Raw genomic sequence first — 17230 nt, 5'->3', positions numbered from 1 at the left:
TGGCTTTCCTTATAGCGCGCAGGATACGCAGCCTTCAATTTCAGTACCTTCCAGCGCCAACTGGCGAAGCCGGATGTAATACAGTGACTTAATACCTTTTCGCCAGGCATAGATCTGCGCCTTGTTGATATCGCGGGTCGTGGCGGTATCGGGGAAAAACAGGGTGAGCGACAGTCCTTGATCGACGTGGCGCGTGGCCTCGGCATAGGTATCAATAATTTTTTCCGGACCGATATCGTAAGCATCCTGATACATGTCCAGATTTTCATTGGTCATAAACGGCGCGGGGTAATACACACGCCCGGTTTTGCCCTCTTTGCGAATCTCAATTTTGGCTACAATCGGATGAATGCTGGAGGTCGCATGATTAATGTAAGAAATCGAACCGGTCGGCGGCACCGCCTGCAAATTTTGGTTATAGATGCCATAGCGCATCACATCGTCGCGCAGCTTTAGCCACATTTCTCGTGTGGGCAGCGTAATGCCGCTGCGGGCAAATAGCGCCCTGACTTTCGCCGTTTTCGGTTGCCAGTCGTCCTGTAAATACTGCGTAAAATAGTCGCCGCTGGCATAACGCGACTGCGCAAATCCGGCGAAGGTTTTGCCGCGTTCGCGGGCCAGCCGCATTGAAGTATGCACGGCATGCCAGGTAATGGTGTAAAAATAGAAATTGGTGAAATCCAACGCCTCCGGCGAACCGTAGGCAATGCCTTCTCTCGCCAGATAGCCATGCAGATTCATCTGGCCCAAACCAATGGCATGAGAGGCGGCATTACCGGCGGATATTGAGGGTACGCTGCGTATATGGCTCATGTCCGACACCGCCGTCAGGCCGCGAATAGCGGTTTCTACGGTACGGCCAATGTCCGGTGAATCCATGACGTGAGCGATATTCAGCGAGCCGAGATTGCAGGAGATGTCATGCCCGATGTGGGTATAGTCAAGGTTATCGTCGTAACGGGAAGCGCTATTGACCTGTAAAATTTCCGAGCACAGATTACTCATATTAATGCGCCCAGCAATGGGATTCGCGCGGTTTACCGTATCTTCAAACATGATGTAGGGATACCCGGATTCGAACTGAATCTCCGCCAGTGTTTGAAAAAAGTCACGGGCGTTAATATAGGTTTTACGCACGTGTGGATCGGCAATTAATTCATCGTACCGTTCGCTAATGGCGATATCGCCAAACGGTTTGCCGTAGCGTCGTTGTACGTCATAGGGCGAAAAGAGCGCCATTTGCGCGTTTTCTTTCGCCAGCCGGAAGGTAATATCCGGGATCACCACGCCGAGAGAGAGCGTTTTGATCCGGATTTTTTCGTCGGCATTTTCCCGTTTGGTATCCAGAAAACGCAGAATATCCGGGTGGTGCGCATGGAGATAAGCCGCGCCGGCCCCCTGGCGCGCGCCAAGCTGGTTGGCATACGAAAACGCGTCTTCCAGCATTTTCATCACCGGGATCACGCCGGAAGACTGATTCTCAATGCGTTTGATCGGCGCGCCCGCCTCGCGCAGATTGGAGAGTAAAAACGCGACGCCGCCGCCGCGTTTGGAGAGTTGCAGCGCCGAATTCACCGCTCGCCCGATCGACTCCATATTGTCTTCGATACGGAGCAGGAAGCAGGAGACCAGTTCCCCACGCTGCTGTTTACCGCAATTTAAAAAAGTCGGGGTAGCGGGCTGAAAGCGACCAGAAAGCATTTCATCGGTCAGTTGGGTGGCCAGCGTTTCGTCACCCTGCGCCAGCGTCAACGCCACCATTGTCACCCGATCTTCAAAGTGTTCCAGATAACGTTTGCCGTCGAAGGTTTTCAGCGTGTAACTGGTATAGAACTTCCAGGCGCCAAGAAACGTCTGGAAGCGAAAGCCGCTGGCGTGGGCGTGCTCGAACAGGCGGAGGACGAAGGCGCGGTCGTAACGCGCGAGGACAGCGTCATCGTAATACCCTTCCCGAACCAGCGTCTCCAGACGTTCATGCTGGCTGGCAAACGTCACGGAATGCGGGCGGACGTGGGCGGCAAAGAAGGCGTCGATCGCCTGCTGGTCCTTGTCGAACTGAATATGGCCTGCTTTATCATAAAGATTCAGCATCGCGTTCAGGGCGTGGTAATCCATGGTTTCCTGCATTACGCGCTCCGGGATAGTTGTTGCCAAAATTCATTTACTCCTTTTCGGACGTTATCGATGTCGCGTTGTGTGCCCATGAGCTCAAAGCGGTACAGCCAGGGAACGCCGCATTTTTGTGCTATCACATCGCCAGCGCATCCCCAGGCATCGCCGAAATTGCGATTACCGGAGGCGATAACGCCGCGAATGCGCGCCCGGTTGTGTTCATCATTTAAAAAGCGGATCACCTGTCGCGGCACCGCACCGGCCATCCCGCCGCCGCCGTATGACGGCACAACCAGAATGTACGGTTCGTCTACCTGAATTCGCTCCCGTTCATTGAGCGGAATACGCGTGGCAGGCAGCCCCAGACGCTGCATAAAACGGTGCGTATTTTCAGAGCTGCTGGAGAAGTAGACGAGCGCGCTCATGCGTTTGCCGCGTGGGGTGTCGGGTGCAGACGGTTAATCATGTCCGGGCGGAAGCCAGACCAGCTCAAATCGCCCGCCATCACCACCGGTAATTGACGAAATCCTTGCGCCCGGAGCGTATCCGCTGCATCCGGCACCAGATCGACGTTCACCATCTCAAATTCAAATCCACGGCTTTCCATCGCCCGCTTTGTGGCGTGGCACTGAACACAGTTATTGCGAGTGTAAATAGTAATGCTCATGATTCGTATTTCCATTTAAAATGAGAAAACGGCGCGATGAAACGCGTCGGATTGTCGTGTGTTGATACAGGAAATACTAGATGTAGTTGAATTAATATTCAACCATACAAGATATGGGAATTTTCGATTGATTTTAACGTCGCTGATGAACGCAGCGGGGTAGGGGCGGCATGGCTAATTTTTGCCGGATGGCGGCGTGAACGCCCGATCCGGCCTGCAGGTTCACGCATAACAGAGTTGGCTGACATCAGCGCCATCCGGCAACAATGCGTCACATTCGCATACCGATCGCCAGACGGTTAAAGCAGTTCATTAAACCAATAGCGAAGGTCAGATCGCTGATTTCACGCGCGCTGAAATGATCGAGCAGCGGCAGGTAAACATTATCTTCGGCGTGGGTTTCAGCAATATGCGTCACCGATTCCGCCTAGGCTAACGCCGCGCACTCTTGCTCGCTGAAATGGTGACTTACCCGCCATCCTGCCAGCGCATCTAATTTAGCTTGATTCACGCCAGCCTTACGCAGCGCTTTGCTGTGCATCTCCAGGCAAAATGCACAGCCATTTATTTGCGAAACACGCAGGTAAATCAGCTCCATCAGCGTGGGGTCAAGCGTGCTCTTTTCCAGCGCGTTTTTCGCCTGCACCAGAGCGCTATAAACCTCCGGGCTCAGTTCATAATAGGGTTGGCGTAACGTCGTCATCATGTTTCTCCTCGTGTTGATGACGAGCACTGTAGCACTATAATGGTCTGTAAAAGAGAGCCATATTTTTACAGAAAAAGCAGACCATATGCCGCGCTATCAACACATCGCTCGTCAGTTAAAAACGGCCATTGAGCAAGGAGAACTCGCGCCAGGAACGCGTTTGCCTTCCAGCCGAACGTGGGCGCAGGAACTGGGCGTTTCTCGCGCCACGGTGGAAAATGCCTATGGCGAGCTGGTGGCGCAGGGCTGGCTGGAGCGACGTGGCCAGGCAGGCACGTTTGTGAGCAACGCTCTACGGTTTGAGACGGCGCCGCCGATACCCGCTGTTTTTGCCGGAGAAAGTCCGGAACCGAAACCCTTTCAGATGGGGTTACCGGCGCTGGATCTCTTTCCACGCGAGAAGTGGGCGCGAGTGATGGGACGTCGGTTGCGCACGCAGACGCGCTTCGATCTGGCATTAGGCGACGTCTGCGGCGAGGCGATTTTGCGCCAGGCGATAGTCGATTACCTGCGGGTTTCGCGTAGCATTGAATGTCTGCCGGAACAGGTATTTATTACCTCCGGATATGCGGATTCTATGCGGCTAATCCTGCGTACATTGTCTGTGCCGGGAGACAGCATGTGGGTGGAAGATCCCGGCTTTCCGTTAATTCGCCCGGTGATAACGCAGGAGGGGATTACGCTGGCGCCGATTCCGGTCGATGCCGATGGGCTGAATGTCGCGGCGGGGATGCGGGATTGCCCGCAGGGACGCTTTGCATTGGTGACGCCCGCCCACCAAAGTCCGTTGGGGGTGGCGCTGTCGTTAACTCGCCGACGGCAACTTCTGGCATGGGCGGCGAATGTGCAGGCCTGGATTATTGAAGATGACTACGACAGCGAATTTCGTTATCACGGTAAACCGCTTCCGCCGCTCAAGAGTCTGGATGCCCCGCAGCGAGTGATTTACGCCGGAACGTTCAGTAAGTCGCTCTTTCCGGCATTACGAACCGCCTGGCTGGTGGTGCCGATAAAGCAGATTGAGCATTTCCGCCAGCAGGCGTCGCTGATGCCCTGTAGCGTACCGTTGTTATGGCAGCACACGCTGGCTGATTTTATCCGTGATGGCCATTTCTGGCGGCATCTGAAAAAGATGCGTCAACATTATGCTCAGCGACGGTTATGGATTGAAGAGGCGCTGGCAGAACAGGGATTTGTCGTGACATTACAGAAAGGCGGTATTCAATTGGTTATTGAGGTTGAAGACGATGATAAAGCGCAGGTAGCAAAAGCGAATCAGGCCGGACTGGCGGTACAGGCGCTAAGCCGTTGGCGAGTGGTTTCGTCAGGAAAGGGGGGCATTTTACTGTCGTTTACCAATATTACTTCCGCTGGCATGGCGAAACAGGTCGCATGGCAGCTTCGACAGGCGATACAGTAACCGTTTCGCCGAATGGCGCGACCTGGGCCTGCGGCAATGATGCAGGCCCAATAAAGTATGTCGCCATCTGGCTGCGCACGTCGTTAGCGACGCAGGCTAAGCAGCGCCCCGATAAAAATTCCTACCGCTGCGGCGGTTCCTACGCTACACCAGGGTTTTTCACGCACAAACGTATCCGCGCACCCCATCGCATCACAGGCGGCTTGTTTTACGCGAGTACGTCCATGCATCCGCGCCCGGGTCTCTTTCAGCAACGCCTGTGCTTTACGTCGCGCAGCCTCGGCTTCGTCTTTCGCATCGCTTCCCCAGGATTTAAGGACATCTTCCAGACTGTCGGCTAATCGATTGACATCATTCTGAATATCCTGAACACCATCATCGACGTCGTTTCGGTTCGGTTTGTTAAGCATATGATCCTCCATTGATTTCGATGTAGCTTTCAGTGTAGTTCATATTTTTACCTGCTGAGGCTTGTTACGGCGATATCATGCGTTTCTGGACTTTTCTGAAAGCGTTGATAACGCGCTATCGGGTAAGGTAAGCCCGCAGTAAAAGAGAATGAGGATAAAATATGTATTTACGACCTGACGAGGTGGCGCGGGTACTGGAAAAGGCAGGGTTTACCGTCGATGTGGTGACGAATAAGACGTATGGTTATCGACGCGGCGAGAATTATGTTTATGTTAACCGCGAGGCGCGTATGGGGCGTACCGCGCTGATCATTCACCCCAGATTAAAAGACCGTAGCTCATCACTGGCTGACCCGGCTTCGGATATTAAAACCTGCGATCACTACCAAAATTTTCCGCTCTATTTAGGCGGCGAGACCCACGAACATTACGGTATTCCCCATGGTTTTAGCTCCCGAATAGCGTTAGAACGTTATCTGAATGGGCTTTTTGGCGACGAAAAAACCGACTAAAAGCGCGACTGGCAATGCCAGTCGCGACGTTAACTTACGCCTTAGCCTGATGATAGCTGCTCACTTTAAACAGGCGACGACAATAATCCAGAAAATAGCCATAAACCGCGCCCATTAACATTGAAACAACAATGTTTGAACTCACGGCGGCCACTATCTGATGCCAGCCGGCGCCGACGGTCAGCAAGATGATAATATAAACGGGTGACTGAAAGGTGACATAAGCCAATACATCCGCCAGGTTTTTGGCCCATCCCGCCGGGCTTGCCTTACGCGCGACGCGCATAATCAGATCGCGGTAAACGCCGTATGGCCATGCAATCAAAATGTTGACAGGTATCGCCACCAGCCTGGAAGAAAGCGACTGCTCAAAGCTCATTCCGGAGAGGAATATCTCGATCAACATGTTCACAACAGAACAGTAAACAACCATCGCAAACGTGTCTGCTACGGCATGACGCAAGCGTGACTGTGGAGAGAACATGTTAATGCTCCTTGTAGCGTATCAATCAGAATGAGGTGATGGTTGGTAGTGAAATCATAAAGCACTTTTGTCTTTGCATAGAGTATATCCCTATATAATAACTATCAACTAGTGCAATATTTTTATTTATAGACTTTTTGTCGATAAAATACTCTGTGGTTGTGTGTTTTTTGCTCGCGGCGAGATTTTCGTTGTTGTTAGTTATTAATTACTTTTAAATCAATGCATTATAATGCATTGTTTTTCTGGCGATTTTCAGCCACATTCCAAATGTTGTCAGATGCGATGTATTCTCGGCTAACGGCACGCGCTCTACTTTTCTCAGCATAATTATAGCTATTGCAGGCTGATTTTTAGCATAAAGCTCTGATGATGATTTTTGAATTGTTAATCTATTATTGTGCTGAAATATTCACTTCTGTATAAGGTCAGCCACCGTGAGGGTCACCGTGGTTACTGAGATACGCAATACGCTATATACGCTATGGATTTCGAGTTGCTTAAAGGCGGCAAGGGAGTGAGTCCCCAGGAGTATAGATAACGATGTGACTGTGGGGAGCGACAAATCTGCCGGGAGCAGATTTGAACGTCGCGTGCGACGACCCGTCAGGGCGAGGCCCATGGATGAGCCGGGTAATCCGTAGCCAACACATAAGCAACTTGAAGAATGAAGGGTATAAACAGCCGAACGGGAAACCTACAGATATACCGTAGGCAGAATAACCTGAAACACACAGGGGGTAATGAATATAACCTTCTGGTTAACAGATTAATATAATTAATCGAGTTATACTGAGTATATCTGTATGAACTTTAGGATCTGGAAATATAATCAATAATCGCATACAATACCGCCTGTAATAGTTTTTGTTTTCTGCGTTAAAAGGTTTTTATTGATATGAATTTGATGTTACAGAACTTAAATAATATCCGCACGCTGCGCGCTATGGCTCGCGAATTCTCCATTGACGTTCTTGAAGAAATGCTCGAAAAATTCAGGGTTGTCACTAAAGAAAGACGCGAAGAAGAAGAATTGCAGCAACGCCAGCTTGCCGAGAAGCAGGAGAAAATTAATGCCTTTCTGGAGCTGATGAAAGCAGACGGTATTAACCCGGAAGAGTTATTTGCCATGGATTCAGCAATGCCGCGTTCTGCTAAAAAGCGCCAGCCGCGTCCGGCAAAATATCGTTTTACTGATTTCAATGGCGAAGAAAAAACCTGGACCGGACAAGGTCGTACGCCTAAACCGATTGCCCAGGCGCTGGCGGCGGGGAAATCTCTGGATGATTTCTTAATCTAATCACGGATAACCTTTAACAGATGGCGCTTCGTTTCCTGTCTCTATTAACCGGGACTCAGGGAACGTTGCGCCATGCTCATTCTGATAAATCAGCACACGCCAAAATCGCCCTCTTCGCAATAGGGGGTGACATCTGCCGCTTTGAGGATCAATTTTTCGCCCTGCTCATTACCGACCTGTACCGCGACAATATGATCCTCGTTGACTTCAATCACTTTCAGTTTCGGCCCACCCATTCGGGGCTGTACGATATCGCCTGGTGTGAACATCACGCTCTCCTGTTGAACAATGGTATAAACCCGCCTTCAGTCTACTACACACCTACCGACGCGCGGTGAAGGTACCGCTTAATGAGTACGGGTATTCCAGGGCATTTTTTCCAGTAGTCGCGCCATTCCGCAGAAGCCGGTCATGCCTGCCAGCATTAACCCGGCCCCGACAAAACCGCTAATGAGGAAAAAGCCGCCGTGGACCGTATAGCCCAGAATCACCCCAAGCAACGTCAACCCGCCGGCGGCGATTTGCACCTGACGCATCAGCGGCAACGGTTGCGATTTGTCTTCTGTGACGGGCAATCCTGCCGCTTTCCATCCGTCGATACCGCCTTCCAGTAGACTGACCTGAGCTGGGGCGGCAATGGCCTGTAGTTTTGCTGCATTGCTGCTGGTTCGTTTACCTGACTGACAGTGAAAAATAATCTGTTCCGCTCGCAGGTTGGCGGGCAAATCGCCCTGTTCAAGCCGGGAAAGCGGCGCCAGTTGCGCATGTGGAATATGCTCGCGCAGATATTCGTCGGCGTCGCGCACATCAATCAGTTTCGCGCCTTGCGCTATCAGCGCTTGCGCCTCACGGGGGGAAACTATCCCAATGGACATCGTGCCTCCTTATGGACAATAGAGATTCTTTAACGTGGCGATAATCGTATTAACCGCCTCATTTTTAATGAAATAGTGAATGCGCTGGGCATTGCGTTGACTATCAATCAGCCCTTCTTCCCGCATCCGCGCCAGATGCTGCGACGTCGCGGAGGGGCTTAGCCCGGTAATGCGCGCCAGTTCGCCTGCGCTGGTTTTTGGCGAACCGCAAAGCATACATAAAATCAGTAATCTTTTTGGGTGGCTCATCGCTTTGAGCAGGGCCGCCGCCTGTTCTGCGCTGGCCTGAAGTTGTTCAAGCTCTGTCATAGTTATTTAAGCATTTTCTAAATTTAGTTAATTCTAAAATAAACGTCAACCTGATGCCAGCGTAAAAAGCGTAAAGGAGGGTAAAAGCGCGGCGCGCGACTGGCAGGCTCAGGTAAACTGACTATGCTTAGAGATAAAATCTCTTTTTAAACAATGACTAATTTTGCTTGTATGGAGTGTATATGGGTTTCTGGAGAATTGTATTTACGATTATTTTGCCTCCGCTCGGCGTACTTTTAGGAAAAGGGTTCGGTTGGGCATTTATCCTTAATATCCTGCTGACATTACTCGGATATATTCCGGGGCTTATCCACGCATTTTGGGTTCAGATGCGTCATTAATTACCGGCCACCGGCGGCGCATAAGCGCCGCTTATCAGGATAACCTCATTCCCTCTGCTACACTTTTCTTTGTGTGTATTTTTGACAAGCGAGGTGAATATGGGACTTTTCAATTTTGTAAAAGATGCAGGTGAAAAACTCTGGGACGCGGTAACCGCTAATCATGATAAGGACGATCAGGCGAAAAAAGTCCAGGAACATTTAAATAAAACGGGAATACCCGACGCTGACAAAGTGAATGTGCAAATTGCTGATGGAAAAGCGACAGTGACGGGTGATGGGCTGAGTCAGGAGGCAAAAGAAAAAATTCTGGTTGCCGTGGGGAATATCGCCGGGATTAGCAGCGTTGACGATCAGGTTAAAACCACGACGCCGGCGGCTGAAAGTCAGTTTTATACCGTAAAATCAGGCGACACCCTGAGCGCTATTTCAAAGCAAGTGTATGGTAACGCCAATCTGTATAATAAAATCTTCGAGGCAAATAAACCGATGCTGAAAAGCCCGGAAAAAATATATCCGGGACAAGTGTTGCGTATTCCTGAAGAATAATGGCTATCAGGTCGCGCCAGGCTACATTTTTCCTGCCATCGCCTGGCGAATAATGGGAATCGGCGTCAGCAAATGCTGACGCATTAATTCGCTGGCGCGTGCCGCCTCGCGCGCCAGTATCGCTTCGGTTAGCGTGTGATGCTGGATATGTTTATCTTCCAGCATCTCGACGGACAGAACGGTTTCACGTAACCAAATAAAGCGGTAGCGGGCCGCCAGGTCAAATAAGCGTTCGCGCATCTGTAGCAGATAGTGGGAGCCGCACCCGGCGACAATGGCGGAATGGAACGCCTGGTGGCGCTGATCCCATTCATCGAGCATATGTTCACTGGCATCGCTGGCTTCCAGTTTACTGAGCATATGCGCTCGCGCCAGGATCTCCGCCTCCCACGCATCATCGCCGCGTTCAATCGCCAGGCGTACCAGCATCGCTTCCATATTGGCGCGCGCGTCAAAAATATCGAGGAGTTCCGCCTCTGACATGGATGCCACGCGATAGCCTTTTTGATTCACCACGGTGACCAGCCGTTCCGCCACCAGTTGCGACAGCGCCTCACGCAGCGGCCCTACGCCAAGCGCATAGCGGGCGGTTAATAAACTCATCCGCAGTTTCTCATCCGGCTGATAAGTGCCGCGAATAATGTCATTTTTAAGCCAGCGATAGCCATCTATGGCCGTCGGTTGGGAAAGGGCGGTCATCTTTTACTCCTGAGAAGCTTCCCGGCTGACGCCGGGAATAACTAACGTAGGTTTTGCAGGGGGGCTTTTTGCCACCTTATCAGTTTTTTCCAGCGAGACATAATGGGGACAGTACCTATTATGCCCAGCCCTAACAGCCCCGTTGAAATGACTTCCAGTTGCTGTGCCGGTCGAAATAGCATCACCACCAGGACAAAGCAGATAAAGCCGATAACCAGCCAGGTGAGCCACGGATAAAGCCACATTTTCAGCTTAATTTCTCCGCCCTGCGCCAGCAGAATTTTACGCATCCGCAATTGCGAAATCGCAATCACCAGATAGACCAGCAGCGCGATGGCGCCAGAACTGTCGATAAGAAATTTAAACACTTTTGCCGGGGCGTAATAATTGACGATAACGGTTAAAAACGCCGCGCCGGTAGAGAGGAGAACCGCCACCCAGGGCGTTTTGCTACGGTTAGTTTTTCCCATTATCGCAGGCGCATCGCCGCGGCGGCTAAGGGAATAGAGCATCCGGGAGGCGGTATATAATGCGGAGTTCAGACAACTGGTCACCGACAACAAAATCACGCAGTCCATAATGAATTTTGCGTGCGGAATATGAAGCAGCTCCAGTACCGAGCGGTACGAACCTACGCTTTTCAGACCCGGCATATTCCACGGGATCAGCGCCACCACCACGAAAATGGAACACAGGTAAAAGATGGAAATTCGCCAGATAACAGAATTGGTGGCGCGTACGATATGTTTATCCGGCGTATCGGATTCCGCGGCAGCAATAGTGACGATTTCCGCGCCCATAAAAGAGAACATGGTGATCAACATGGCGCTTAACACCGCTCCGAAGCCGTTAGGCATAAAACCGCCGTGATCCCAGAGCCGGGAGATACCGCTTACCTCAGCATACGGATAAAAACCGCTAATCGCCGCCGCGCCCAGCGCGATAAACGCCAGAATGGCAATTACTTTACATAGCGCCAGCCAGAATTCGAATTCGCCGTAATTTTTGACGCTCAATAAATTGCTTCCGGTTAAGGCAAGCGTAATCACTAATGAAAATAGCCACACCGGAATACCCGGTATCCATGAATTCAGAATAATGGCGGCAATATTGGCCTCCAGCGGAATAACCAGCACCCAAAACCACCAGTATAACCAGCCGATGGTATACCCGGCCCAGGGGCCGATCGCTTTATCCGCATAGGTGGAAAAAGAACCGGTATCCGGCGTGGCGACGGCCATTTCAGCCAGCATTCGCATAATCATGACGACTAAAAGTCCTGCGAACAGATAGGCCAGCAGTACCGCAGGGCCGGCCTCCGCAATCGCCACGCTGGAGCCGACAAACAGGCTGGCGCCGATGACGCCGGCGATCGATAACATGGTGACGTGGCGTGATTTCAGCCCGCCCCCTAATGCATGTGATTCTGACAATTGCCCCATCCTAAAACCTCTTTATTGTTATTGCGCTCGTTTACCGGATGGCGCCTGGCTTATTCGGCCTACAATCGAAACGGTTTTTGTAGGCCGGATAAGACAGTTACGTCGCCACCCGACGCTGCTTATTGGACATTACGCTTGTTTCGCCTCATCAAAGCACTGGGCGATAATCTCCAGGCCTTGCCGAATCTGCGAGGCCTCAATAGTGAGTGGAACGAGGATGCGCAAGATGTTGTAGTAAGGACCGCAGGAGAGCAGAATTAACCCTTTCTCGCGGGCGCGGGCCACAATGTCGGCGGTCAGAGCCGCGTTCGGTTTGCCGGGGTCGCCATTTTCGAACAACTCAATGGCGATCATGGCGCCCAGTCCGCGCACGTCGCCAATCTCACGGTGCGTTTCCGCTATCTCCATCAGGCCATCGCGCAGCGTTTTGCCAAGCGTATTTGCCTTTTGCAGTAGATTTTCCTGCTCGAAAATGTCCAGTACCGCCAGCGCGGCGGCGCAGGCAATCGGGTTTCCGGCATAGGTGCCGCCCAGACCGCCCGGCGCGATAGCGTCCATCACGTCTGCCCGGCCGGTAACGCCTGCCAGCGGAAAGCCGCCGGCGATCGATTTCGCAAACGTGGTAATATCTGCCGCAACGCCCATCTGTTCCATGGCGAACAGTGTACCGGTCCGGCCCGCGCCGCTTTGCACTTCGTCGGCAATCAACATAATGCCGTGTTGGTCGCATAGCGCGCGCAGTCGCTGCATAAACGCGGGAGAGGCGGCGTAAAATCCGCCTTCGCCCTGTACCGGCTCAATAATAATGGCGGCGATATCTTCCGGCGCGGCATCATTTTTAAAGATGCGTTCAATGCTGGCGATCGCGTCGTCGTCGCTGATGTTGTGTAGCGGGCAAGGATAAAGCGCGCGGTAGACATGGCCTGGCATCAATCCCATACCAGCAGAGTATGGGTGTACTTTCCCGGTCAGAGAGAGCGTGTAGTGGGTACGACCGTGGTAAGCGCCGCTAAACGCGATAGCGCCGCTGCGTTTTGTCGCCGCGCGGGCGATTTTCACGGCGTTTTCAACCGCTTCTGAACCGGTCGTGACCAGCAACGTTTTTTTGGCGAAATCGCCTGGTACCTTCTGGTTCATGCGTTCGCACAACGCCAGGTACGGTTCATAGGCCAGTACCTGAAAACAGGTATGCGACAATTTCTTCAACTGCGCTTCGACCGCTGAAACAATGCCCGGATGTAAATGACCAGTGTTCAGGACGGCAATGCCGCCCGCGAAATCGAGATACTCACGGCCTTCGACATCCCAGACCCGACAATTTTCCGCCCGCTCGGCGAAAATCGGGTGAATCTGGCCCACGCCGAGAGGAACGGCGTTATGACGGCGCTGCATTAAAGCGTTATTGGTATTCATTAGCGACTCTCCTGTTAAAGGCCGATGCACATATATTTGATTTCTAAATAATCTTCGATGCCGTATTTGGAACCTTCACGGCCTAATCCGGAGGCCTTAATACCGCCGAAAGGCGCGACTTCGTTGGAGATAATGCCGGTATTAATACCGACGATGCCGTATTCCAGCGCTTCGCCGACGCGGAAAACGCGGCTTAAATCGCGTGCATAAAAATAGGCTGCCAGGCCGAACTCGGTATCGTTAGCCTGCCTGATGACATCCGCCTCGTCGCTGAAGCGGAACAGAGGCGCGAGCGGCCCGAATGTCTCTTCTTTGGCGACTTTCGCGTTATCAGGAACATCCGCCAGAATGGTCGGTTGAAAGAAGTTGCCGCCCAATTTGTGCGCTTCACCGCCCGTAATGACGCGGGCGCCTTTTTCCAGCGCATCGGCGATATGCTCCTGGACTTTCGCCACGGCTTTTTCATCAATCAGCGGCCCGATAGCAACGTCGGCTTGCAGGCCGTCGCCGACCGCGAGCTTATTTACCGCCTGGTTGAGTTTTTCCGCAAAACGATCGTAAACGCCGTCCTGAACATACAATCTATTGGCGCAGACACAGGTCTGCCCGGCGTTGCGAAACTTCGAAGCCAGCGCGCCTTCGACGGCTTTATCCAGATCGGCATCGTCAAAGACGATAAACGGCGCATTGCCGCCCAACTCCAGCGATACTTTTTTAATGTCTTTGGCGCATTGTTCCATTAGCTGGCGGCCAATCTCCGTCGAGCCGGTAAACGACAGTTTGCGTACCAGCGGGTTGCTGGTCAGCTCGCCGCCGATATCGCCAGCCGAACCGGTAACGACGTTAAATACGCCTGCGGGAATTCCGGCGCGCTGGGCCAGTTCCGCCAGCGCCAGCGCGGAAAACGGCGTCTGGCTGGCGGGTTTGAGTACCATCGTGCAGCCTGCGGCCAGCGCGGGGCCGGCTTTACGGGTGATCATTGCCGAGGGAAAGTTCCACGGGGTAATCGCGGCGGTGACGCCGATGGGCTGTTTAATCACCAGCAGCCGTTTATCGGCCTGATGACCTGGAATCGTGTCTCCATAGATACGCTTCCCCTCTTCGGCGAACCATTCAATAAACGAGGCGGCGTAGCTAATTTCGCCTTTCGCTTCCGCCAGCGGTTTACCCTGTTCCAGTGTCATCAGACGCGCCAAATCGTCCTGATGTTCCATCATCAGATTGAACCAGCGACGCAGGATATTGGCTCGCTCTTTGGCGGTGAGCGAGCGCCAGGCGGGCAGGGCGCGATTGGCGGCGTTGATGGCGTCGCGCGTCTCTTCCGCCCCCATTTTGGGCACATTGCCAAGCGGTTTCCCGTTGGCGGGGTTGCTCACGGGGATGACATCGCCGCCGCGCGCGTCGCGCCAGTCGCCATCGATAAAGGCCTGCTGGCGGAACAGGGTAGAGTCGTTAAGTTGCATAATTGCTTCCTGTCTGAAGGGTTAACGGGTAAATGCGGCGTGTAGTGCGTCCACGCTGCGTGCCGCACGCAGCGTACGTCCGGGGTTGCTCTGGCTTTCGCGTAGCGCCTGAACTTTGCTGACGATATGCGCGCCGATAGGTATCGCTGATGTCGCCGCCGGGGAGGGGGCGTTACAGGTGTGAATGGAACGCGGCGTCGTGACAAACAGAAAATCATCAATCAGTTTGCCGTCCGGTGAAACCGCCTGCGCCCGCACGCCTGCCGGCCAGGGCTGGAGATCGTTGACGGTCAGGCTGGGGCAATACTTTTGTACTCGCCGCAAATAGCCGCTTTTGCACAGCGAGTTTTTCATCTCGCCCAGCCCGGAAAGCAGATGGTTTTGCAGTACGCGGCGAATGCCGGCGGAGCGGAAAATCTCCAGGGTGTCGGTGAAGGAAACGTCGCGCTTACGGTAGCCTTCGCGTTTAAGCGCCAGCACCGCATTCGGCCCGACCGTGACACTGCCGTCGATCATGCGGGTAAGATGGACGCCGAGGAACGGCATTGCCGGATCGGGGATCGGGTAGATCAAATGGTTAACGATCCGGTTGTGTCGCGGGGCCAGACGAAAGTACTCGCCGCGGAAAGGGCAGATAATAAAACCGGGCTCCACGCCCAGCATTTTGACCAGCCGATCCGCCATCAGCCCTGCACAGCCGATAAGCGTAGCGGTTTCGATTTCCCGACCTTGCGAGGTGCGAATGACAACGCCAGCGGCATGTTCTGTTAGCGCGCTGACCTCGGCATGGTAGATGATCTCGCCGCCTTTGGCCTGAAAGCGGTTCGCCATGGCCGTCGCGACATCGCGATAGCTGACAATCCCGCTGGAAGGGACAAAAATCCCGCCCAGGCCAACGATATTGGGTTCGCGTTCACGCAGCTCCGCCGCGCTTAACCACTCGCGCTCTAAGCCGTTGGCCGCCGTCCGCTCCCATAGCGCGCGCATCCGCGCCATTTCCAGCTCCGAGGTGGCGACCAACATTTTGCCGCAGGTGTCGTAGCGGATGTTGTTTTGATCGCAAAAGGTTTTGGTCGCCTGATTGCCTGCCAGACAAAACCGCGCTTTGAGGCTGCCGGGCGTGTAGTACACCCCGGCATGGATCACGCCGCTGTTATGCCCGGTCTGATGGCAGGCTGGCGCGGACTCTTTTTCCAGCAATGCGATGCGCGCATCCGGGTAGAGATCAATAAGTTGCATGGCGGTCGACATGCCGATAATGCCGCCGCCGATAATCACAAAATCATACATCCGCGTAATTCCTTCGCCGTGGCGCTTATTGGTGAGTTTGATAATGGCTGGCGGCGTAGGCGAAGTAACCGCGCTGGCGCATCAGCTCGCGACGCAAGTCAGGATGCGGCGTAAAACGATCGCGTCCATGTAGCCAGAACAGATTGTTAATCAGCAGGAATTTGCCGACCGGTACCGGTACGGAGAGGATGTTTTGACTGGTTTCCAGCGCGTCTGAAAGCTCGCTGAGCCAGACGCCTTCTTCAAAGTCTTTTGGCTGGACGAACTGGTCGATATAACGCATGACCGGGCGGCCTTGTTGATCGACATCAAACACCGGGTGCCAGACGTCATGGCTAACATTCTTGCTTGGCGGCGCCGCCCAACGCATGACGCGACGCGCCAGCGGATGGGTAAAAAACGACTCCAGATGTTCCCAGTCATCAAGGTGCAGCAGCAGCGAGTTACCGCCTTCCATATTTTGTTCGTCGATTTTCATCATCAGTACGTAGTCGGTCACCTCCTCAACATAGGTGCCGTCATTGTGCAGTTCCATTACGCGGTGGGGCTGGCGCAGATAACTGTCGGAGTTGTCGACGTTTTTGACCACGAAACGCGCGTAATACTGGCCGCTCATCGCATCGTAGTTGGAGCGACCAATAAGATGCGCCACTGCCGTCGCCAGTTTGACCATCTCTTCTGCCTGTGCGACATCATCGATCCCTTCGGCGCTGATCAATAGCGCTCCTTGTGCACGGTTGAGGAGCGTTTTGATCAACAGCGGTTGTAGCTGATTGCCGCACAGATCGTCGAGGATCTTGCCGATTTTAAAACGTAAGAAAGATTTGTATTCCAGCGCCTGCACCGGCCACTGCGCAACCTGATGGAGAAATTGTCTTGTGGTATCCGCCGTAAACGTTAACGCCAGCAGGCGCGGCGACTGCGCCGAAGGGGCAAGGATGAAACCAGTATGGCGTTGGGCTAAATCATCTGTGTTCGCTTTTACGGCAGTCAGTGCATTCATCAGAATCATTCCTCTCGGTAGATGGTCAGGGAGACATGGCGATGCTCATTTCGTAGCCATAAATTAAAAATATCGACATTTTCCAGGAACGCGTATGAAATAACCGCTTTTGTTTAATTATTGTGATCAAAAACAACAAATATTTAACAACGCGAAAGGTGAGGTTAACGGCGCCACGAACCTGACAACGGCAAGAAGGGGTGTAAAATGAGCGAGTTATGGAAAGAGTGATGCT

19 protein-coding genes and 1 pseudogene are annotated in these 17230 nt (G+C 53.0%); 5 read left to right on the top strand and 15 right to left on the bottom strand.

Features of this window, described 5'->3' with window-relative positions; translation table 11 throughout:
- Positions 1-9: 9 nt before the first annotated feature.
- From nrdE to ABVM99_RS04600, 4 genes and pseudogenes are all read right to left on the bottom strand, one after another.
- Positions 10-2127, bottom strand: a complete 2118-nt coding sequence (nrdE, locus tag ABVM99_RS04615) for a class 1b ribonucleoside-diphosphate reductase subunit alpha (protein WP_371064683.1) — start codon at positions 2125-2127, stop codon at positions 10-12.
- On the bottom strand, positions 2127-2537 hold the full coding sequence (gene nrdI / locus ABVM99_RS04610) for a class Ib ribonucleoside-diphosphate reductase assembly flavoprotein NrdI (protein ID WP_001275402.1): 411 nt from the start codon (positions 2535-2537) through the stop codon (positions 2127-2129). The genes nrdE and nrdI overlap by 1 nt, the downstream gene beginning before the upstream one ends.
- Positions 2534-2779: a glutaredoxin-like protein NrdH gene (nrdH, locus tag ABVM99_RS04605; protein ID WP_000028870.1), complete on the bottom strand. Its 246-nt coding sequence runs from the start codon at positions 2777-2779 to the stop codon at positions 2534-2536. Before nrdH ends, nrdI begins: the two co-directional genes overlap by 4 nt.
- A 271-nt stretch (positions 2780-3050) precedes the next feature.
- A pseudogene (locus tag ABVM99_RS04600) lies at positions 3051-3482 on the bottom strand (carboxymuconolactone decarboxylase family protein).
- An 88-nt stretch (positions 3483-3570) separates the two neighbouring features.
- Between ABVM99_RS04600 and ABVM99_RS04595 the strand changes: the two are divergent.
- Positions 3571-4905 carry a PLP-dependent aminotransferase family protein gene (locus ABVM99_RS04595; protein ID WP_001582071.1) on the top strand — a complete coding sequence of 445 codons (1335 nt, stop codon included), beginning with the start codon at positions 3571-3573 and terminating at the stop codon, positions 4903-4905.
- 83 nt (positions 4906-4988) lie between these two features.
- Here ABVM99_RS04595 and ABVM99_RS04590 read toward each other — a convergent pair whose 3' ends face one another.
- Positions 4989-5315, bottom strand: a complete 327-nt coding sequence (locus ABVM99_RS04590; protein WP_001650455.1) for a DUF883 domain-containing protein — start codon at positions 5313-5315, stop codon at positions 4989-4991.
- A 161-nt stretch (positions 5316-5476) separates the two neighbouring features.
- Here ABVM99_RS04590 and ABVM99_RS04585 point away from each other — a divergent pair, with 161 nt between their 5' ends.
- Complete coding sequence (locus tag ABVM99_RS04585; protein WP_000281305.1) at positions 5477-5827, top strand: DUF2002 family protein; 351 nt, start codon at positions 5477-5479, stop codon at positions 5825-5827.
- A gap of 34 nt (positions 5828-5861) precedes the next feature.
- Here the strand turns inward: ABVM99_RS04585 and alaE are convergent, their stop codons facing one another.
- Positions 5862-6311, bottom strand: coding sequence for an L-alanine exporter AlaE (alaE, locus tag ABVM99_RS04580; protein WP_000492669.1), 450 nt, complete (start codon positions 6309-6311; stop codon positions 5862-5864).
- 898 nt (positions 6312-7209) lie between these two features.
- Between alaE and stpA the strand changes: the two genes are divergently transcribed.
- Entirely contained in the window at positions 7210-7611 is a 402-nt protein-coding gene (stpA, locus tag ABVM99_RS04575; RefSeq protein WP_001051100.1) for a DNA-binding protein StpA, read from the top strand.
- Positions 7612-7700: 89 nt separating this feature from the next.
- Here stpA and ABVM99_RS04570 read toward each other — a convergent pair whose 3' ends face one another.
- The 3 genes from ABVM99_RS04570 to ABVM99_RS04560 form a co-directional block, all read right to left on the bottom strand.
- Complete coding sequence (locus ABVM99_RS04570) at positions 7701-7880, bottom strand: hypothetical protein (RefSeq protein WP_000494943.1); 180 nt, start codon at positions 7878-7880, stop codon at positions 7701-7703.
- 78 nt (positions 7881-7958) lie between these two features.
- Positions 7959-8486 carry a rhodanese family protein gene (locus ABVM99_RS04565; protein ID WP_000022011.1) on the bottom strand — a complete coding sequence of 176 codons (528 nt, stop codon included), beginning with the start codon at positions 8484-8486 and terminating at the stop codon, positions 7959-7961.
- A 9-nt stretch (positions 8487-8495) separates the two neighbouring features.
- Positions 8496-8795 carry a helix-turn-helix transcriptional regulator gene (locus ABVM99_RS04560; RefSeq protein WP_023194768.1) on the bottom strand — a complete coding sequence of 100 codons (300 nt, stop codon included), beginning with the start codon at positions 8793-8795 and terminating at the stop codon, positions 8496-8498.
- A gap of 182 nt (positions 8796-8977) precedes the next feature.
- Here ABVM99_RS04560 and ABVM99_RS04555 point away from each other — a divergent pair, with 182 nt between their 5' ends.
- Together ABVM99_RS04555 and lysM are read left to right on the top strand one after the other, a co-directional pair.
- A complete protein-coding gene (locus ABVM99_RS04555; protein ID WP_000508175.1) occupies positions 8978-9136 on the top strand; it encodes a YqaE/Pmp3 family membrane protein in 159 nt (52 codons plus the stop codon).
- A 99-nt stretch (positions 9137-9235) separates the two neighbouring features.
- On the top strand, positions 9236-9685 hold the full coding sequence (lysM, locus tag ABVM99_RS04550; protein WP_000522406.1) for a peptidoglycan-binding protein LysM: 450 nt from the start codon (positions 9236-9238) through the stop codon (positions 9683-9685).
- Positions 9686-9706: 21 nt separating this feature from the next.
- Here lysM and csiR read toward each other — a convergent pair whose 3' ends face one another.
- From csiR to glaH, 6 genes are all read right to left on the bottom strand, one after another.
- Positions 9707-10384 (bottom strand): DNA-binding transcriptional regulator CsiR, encoded by a 678-nt coding sequence (gene csiR, locus ABVM99_RS04545; protein ID WP_000126152.1) that lies wholly within the window; start codon positions 10382-10384, stop codon positions 9707-9709.
- Positions 10385-10425: 41 nt separating this feature from the next.
- Entirely contained in the window at positions 10426-11826 is a 1401-nt protein-coding gene (gabP, locus tag ABVM99_RS04540; RefSeq protein ID WP_020899122.1) for a GABA permease, read from the bottom strand.
- Between the two features lie 129 nt (positions 11827-11955).
- Positions 11956-13239 (bottom strand): 4-aminobutyrate--2-oxoglutarate transaminase, encoded by a 1284-nt coding sequence (gabT, locus tag ABVM99_RS04535; RefSeq protein WP_023194769.1) that lies wholly within the window; start codon positions 13237-13239, stop codon positions 11956-11958.
- Between the two features lie 14 nt (positions 13240-13253).
- Complete coding sequence (gene gabD / locus ABVM99_RS04530; RefSeq protein WP_023194770.1) at positions 13254-14702, bottom strand: NADP-dependent succinate-semialdehyde dehydrogenase; 1449 nt, start codon at positions 14700-14702, stop codon at positions 13254-13256.
- Positions 14703-14723: 21 nt separating this feature from the next.
- Entirely contained in the window at positions 14724-15992 is a 1269-nt protein-coding gene (lhgO, locus tag ABVM99_RS04525; RefSeq protein ID WP_023194771.1) for an L-2-hydroxyglutarate oxidase, read from the bottom strand.
- A 25-nt stretch (positions 15993-16017) separates the two neighbouring features.
- The gene (glaH, locus tag ABVM99_RS04520) at positions 16018-16995 is read right to left on the bottom strand and encodes a glutarate dioxygenase GlaH (protein WP_000993092.1); all 978 of its coding nucleotides are present in this window, start codon (positions 16993-16995) and stop codon (positions 16018-16020) included.
- Positions 16996-17230: the final 235 nt, after the last annotated feature.

The sequence above is a fragment of the Salmonella sp. SJTUF15591 genome (assembly GCF_043356435.1).
GTDB lineage: Bacteria > Pseudomonadota > Gammaproteobacteria > Enterobacterales > Enterobacteriaceae > Salmonella > Salmonella enterica.
This window is presented reverse-complemented; position numbering and strand designations above follow the sequence as displayed.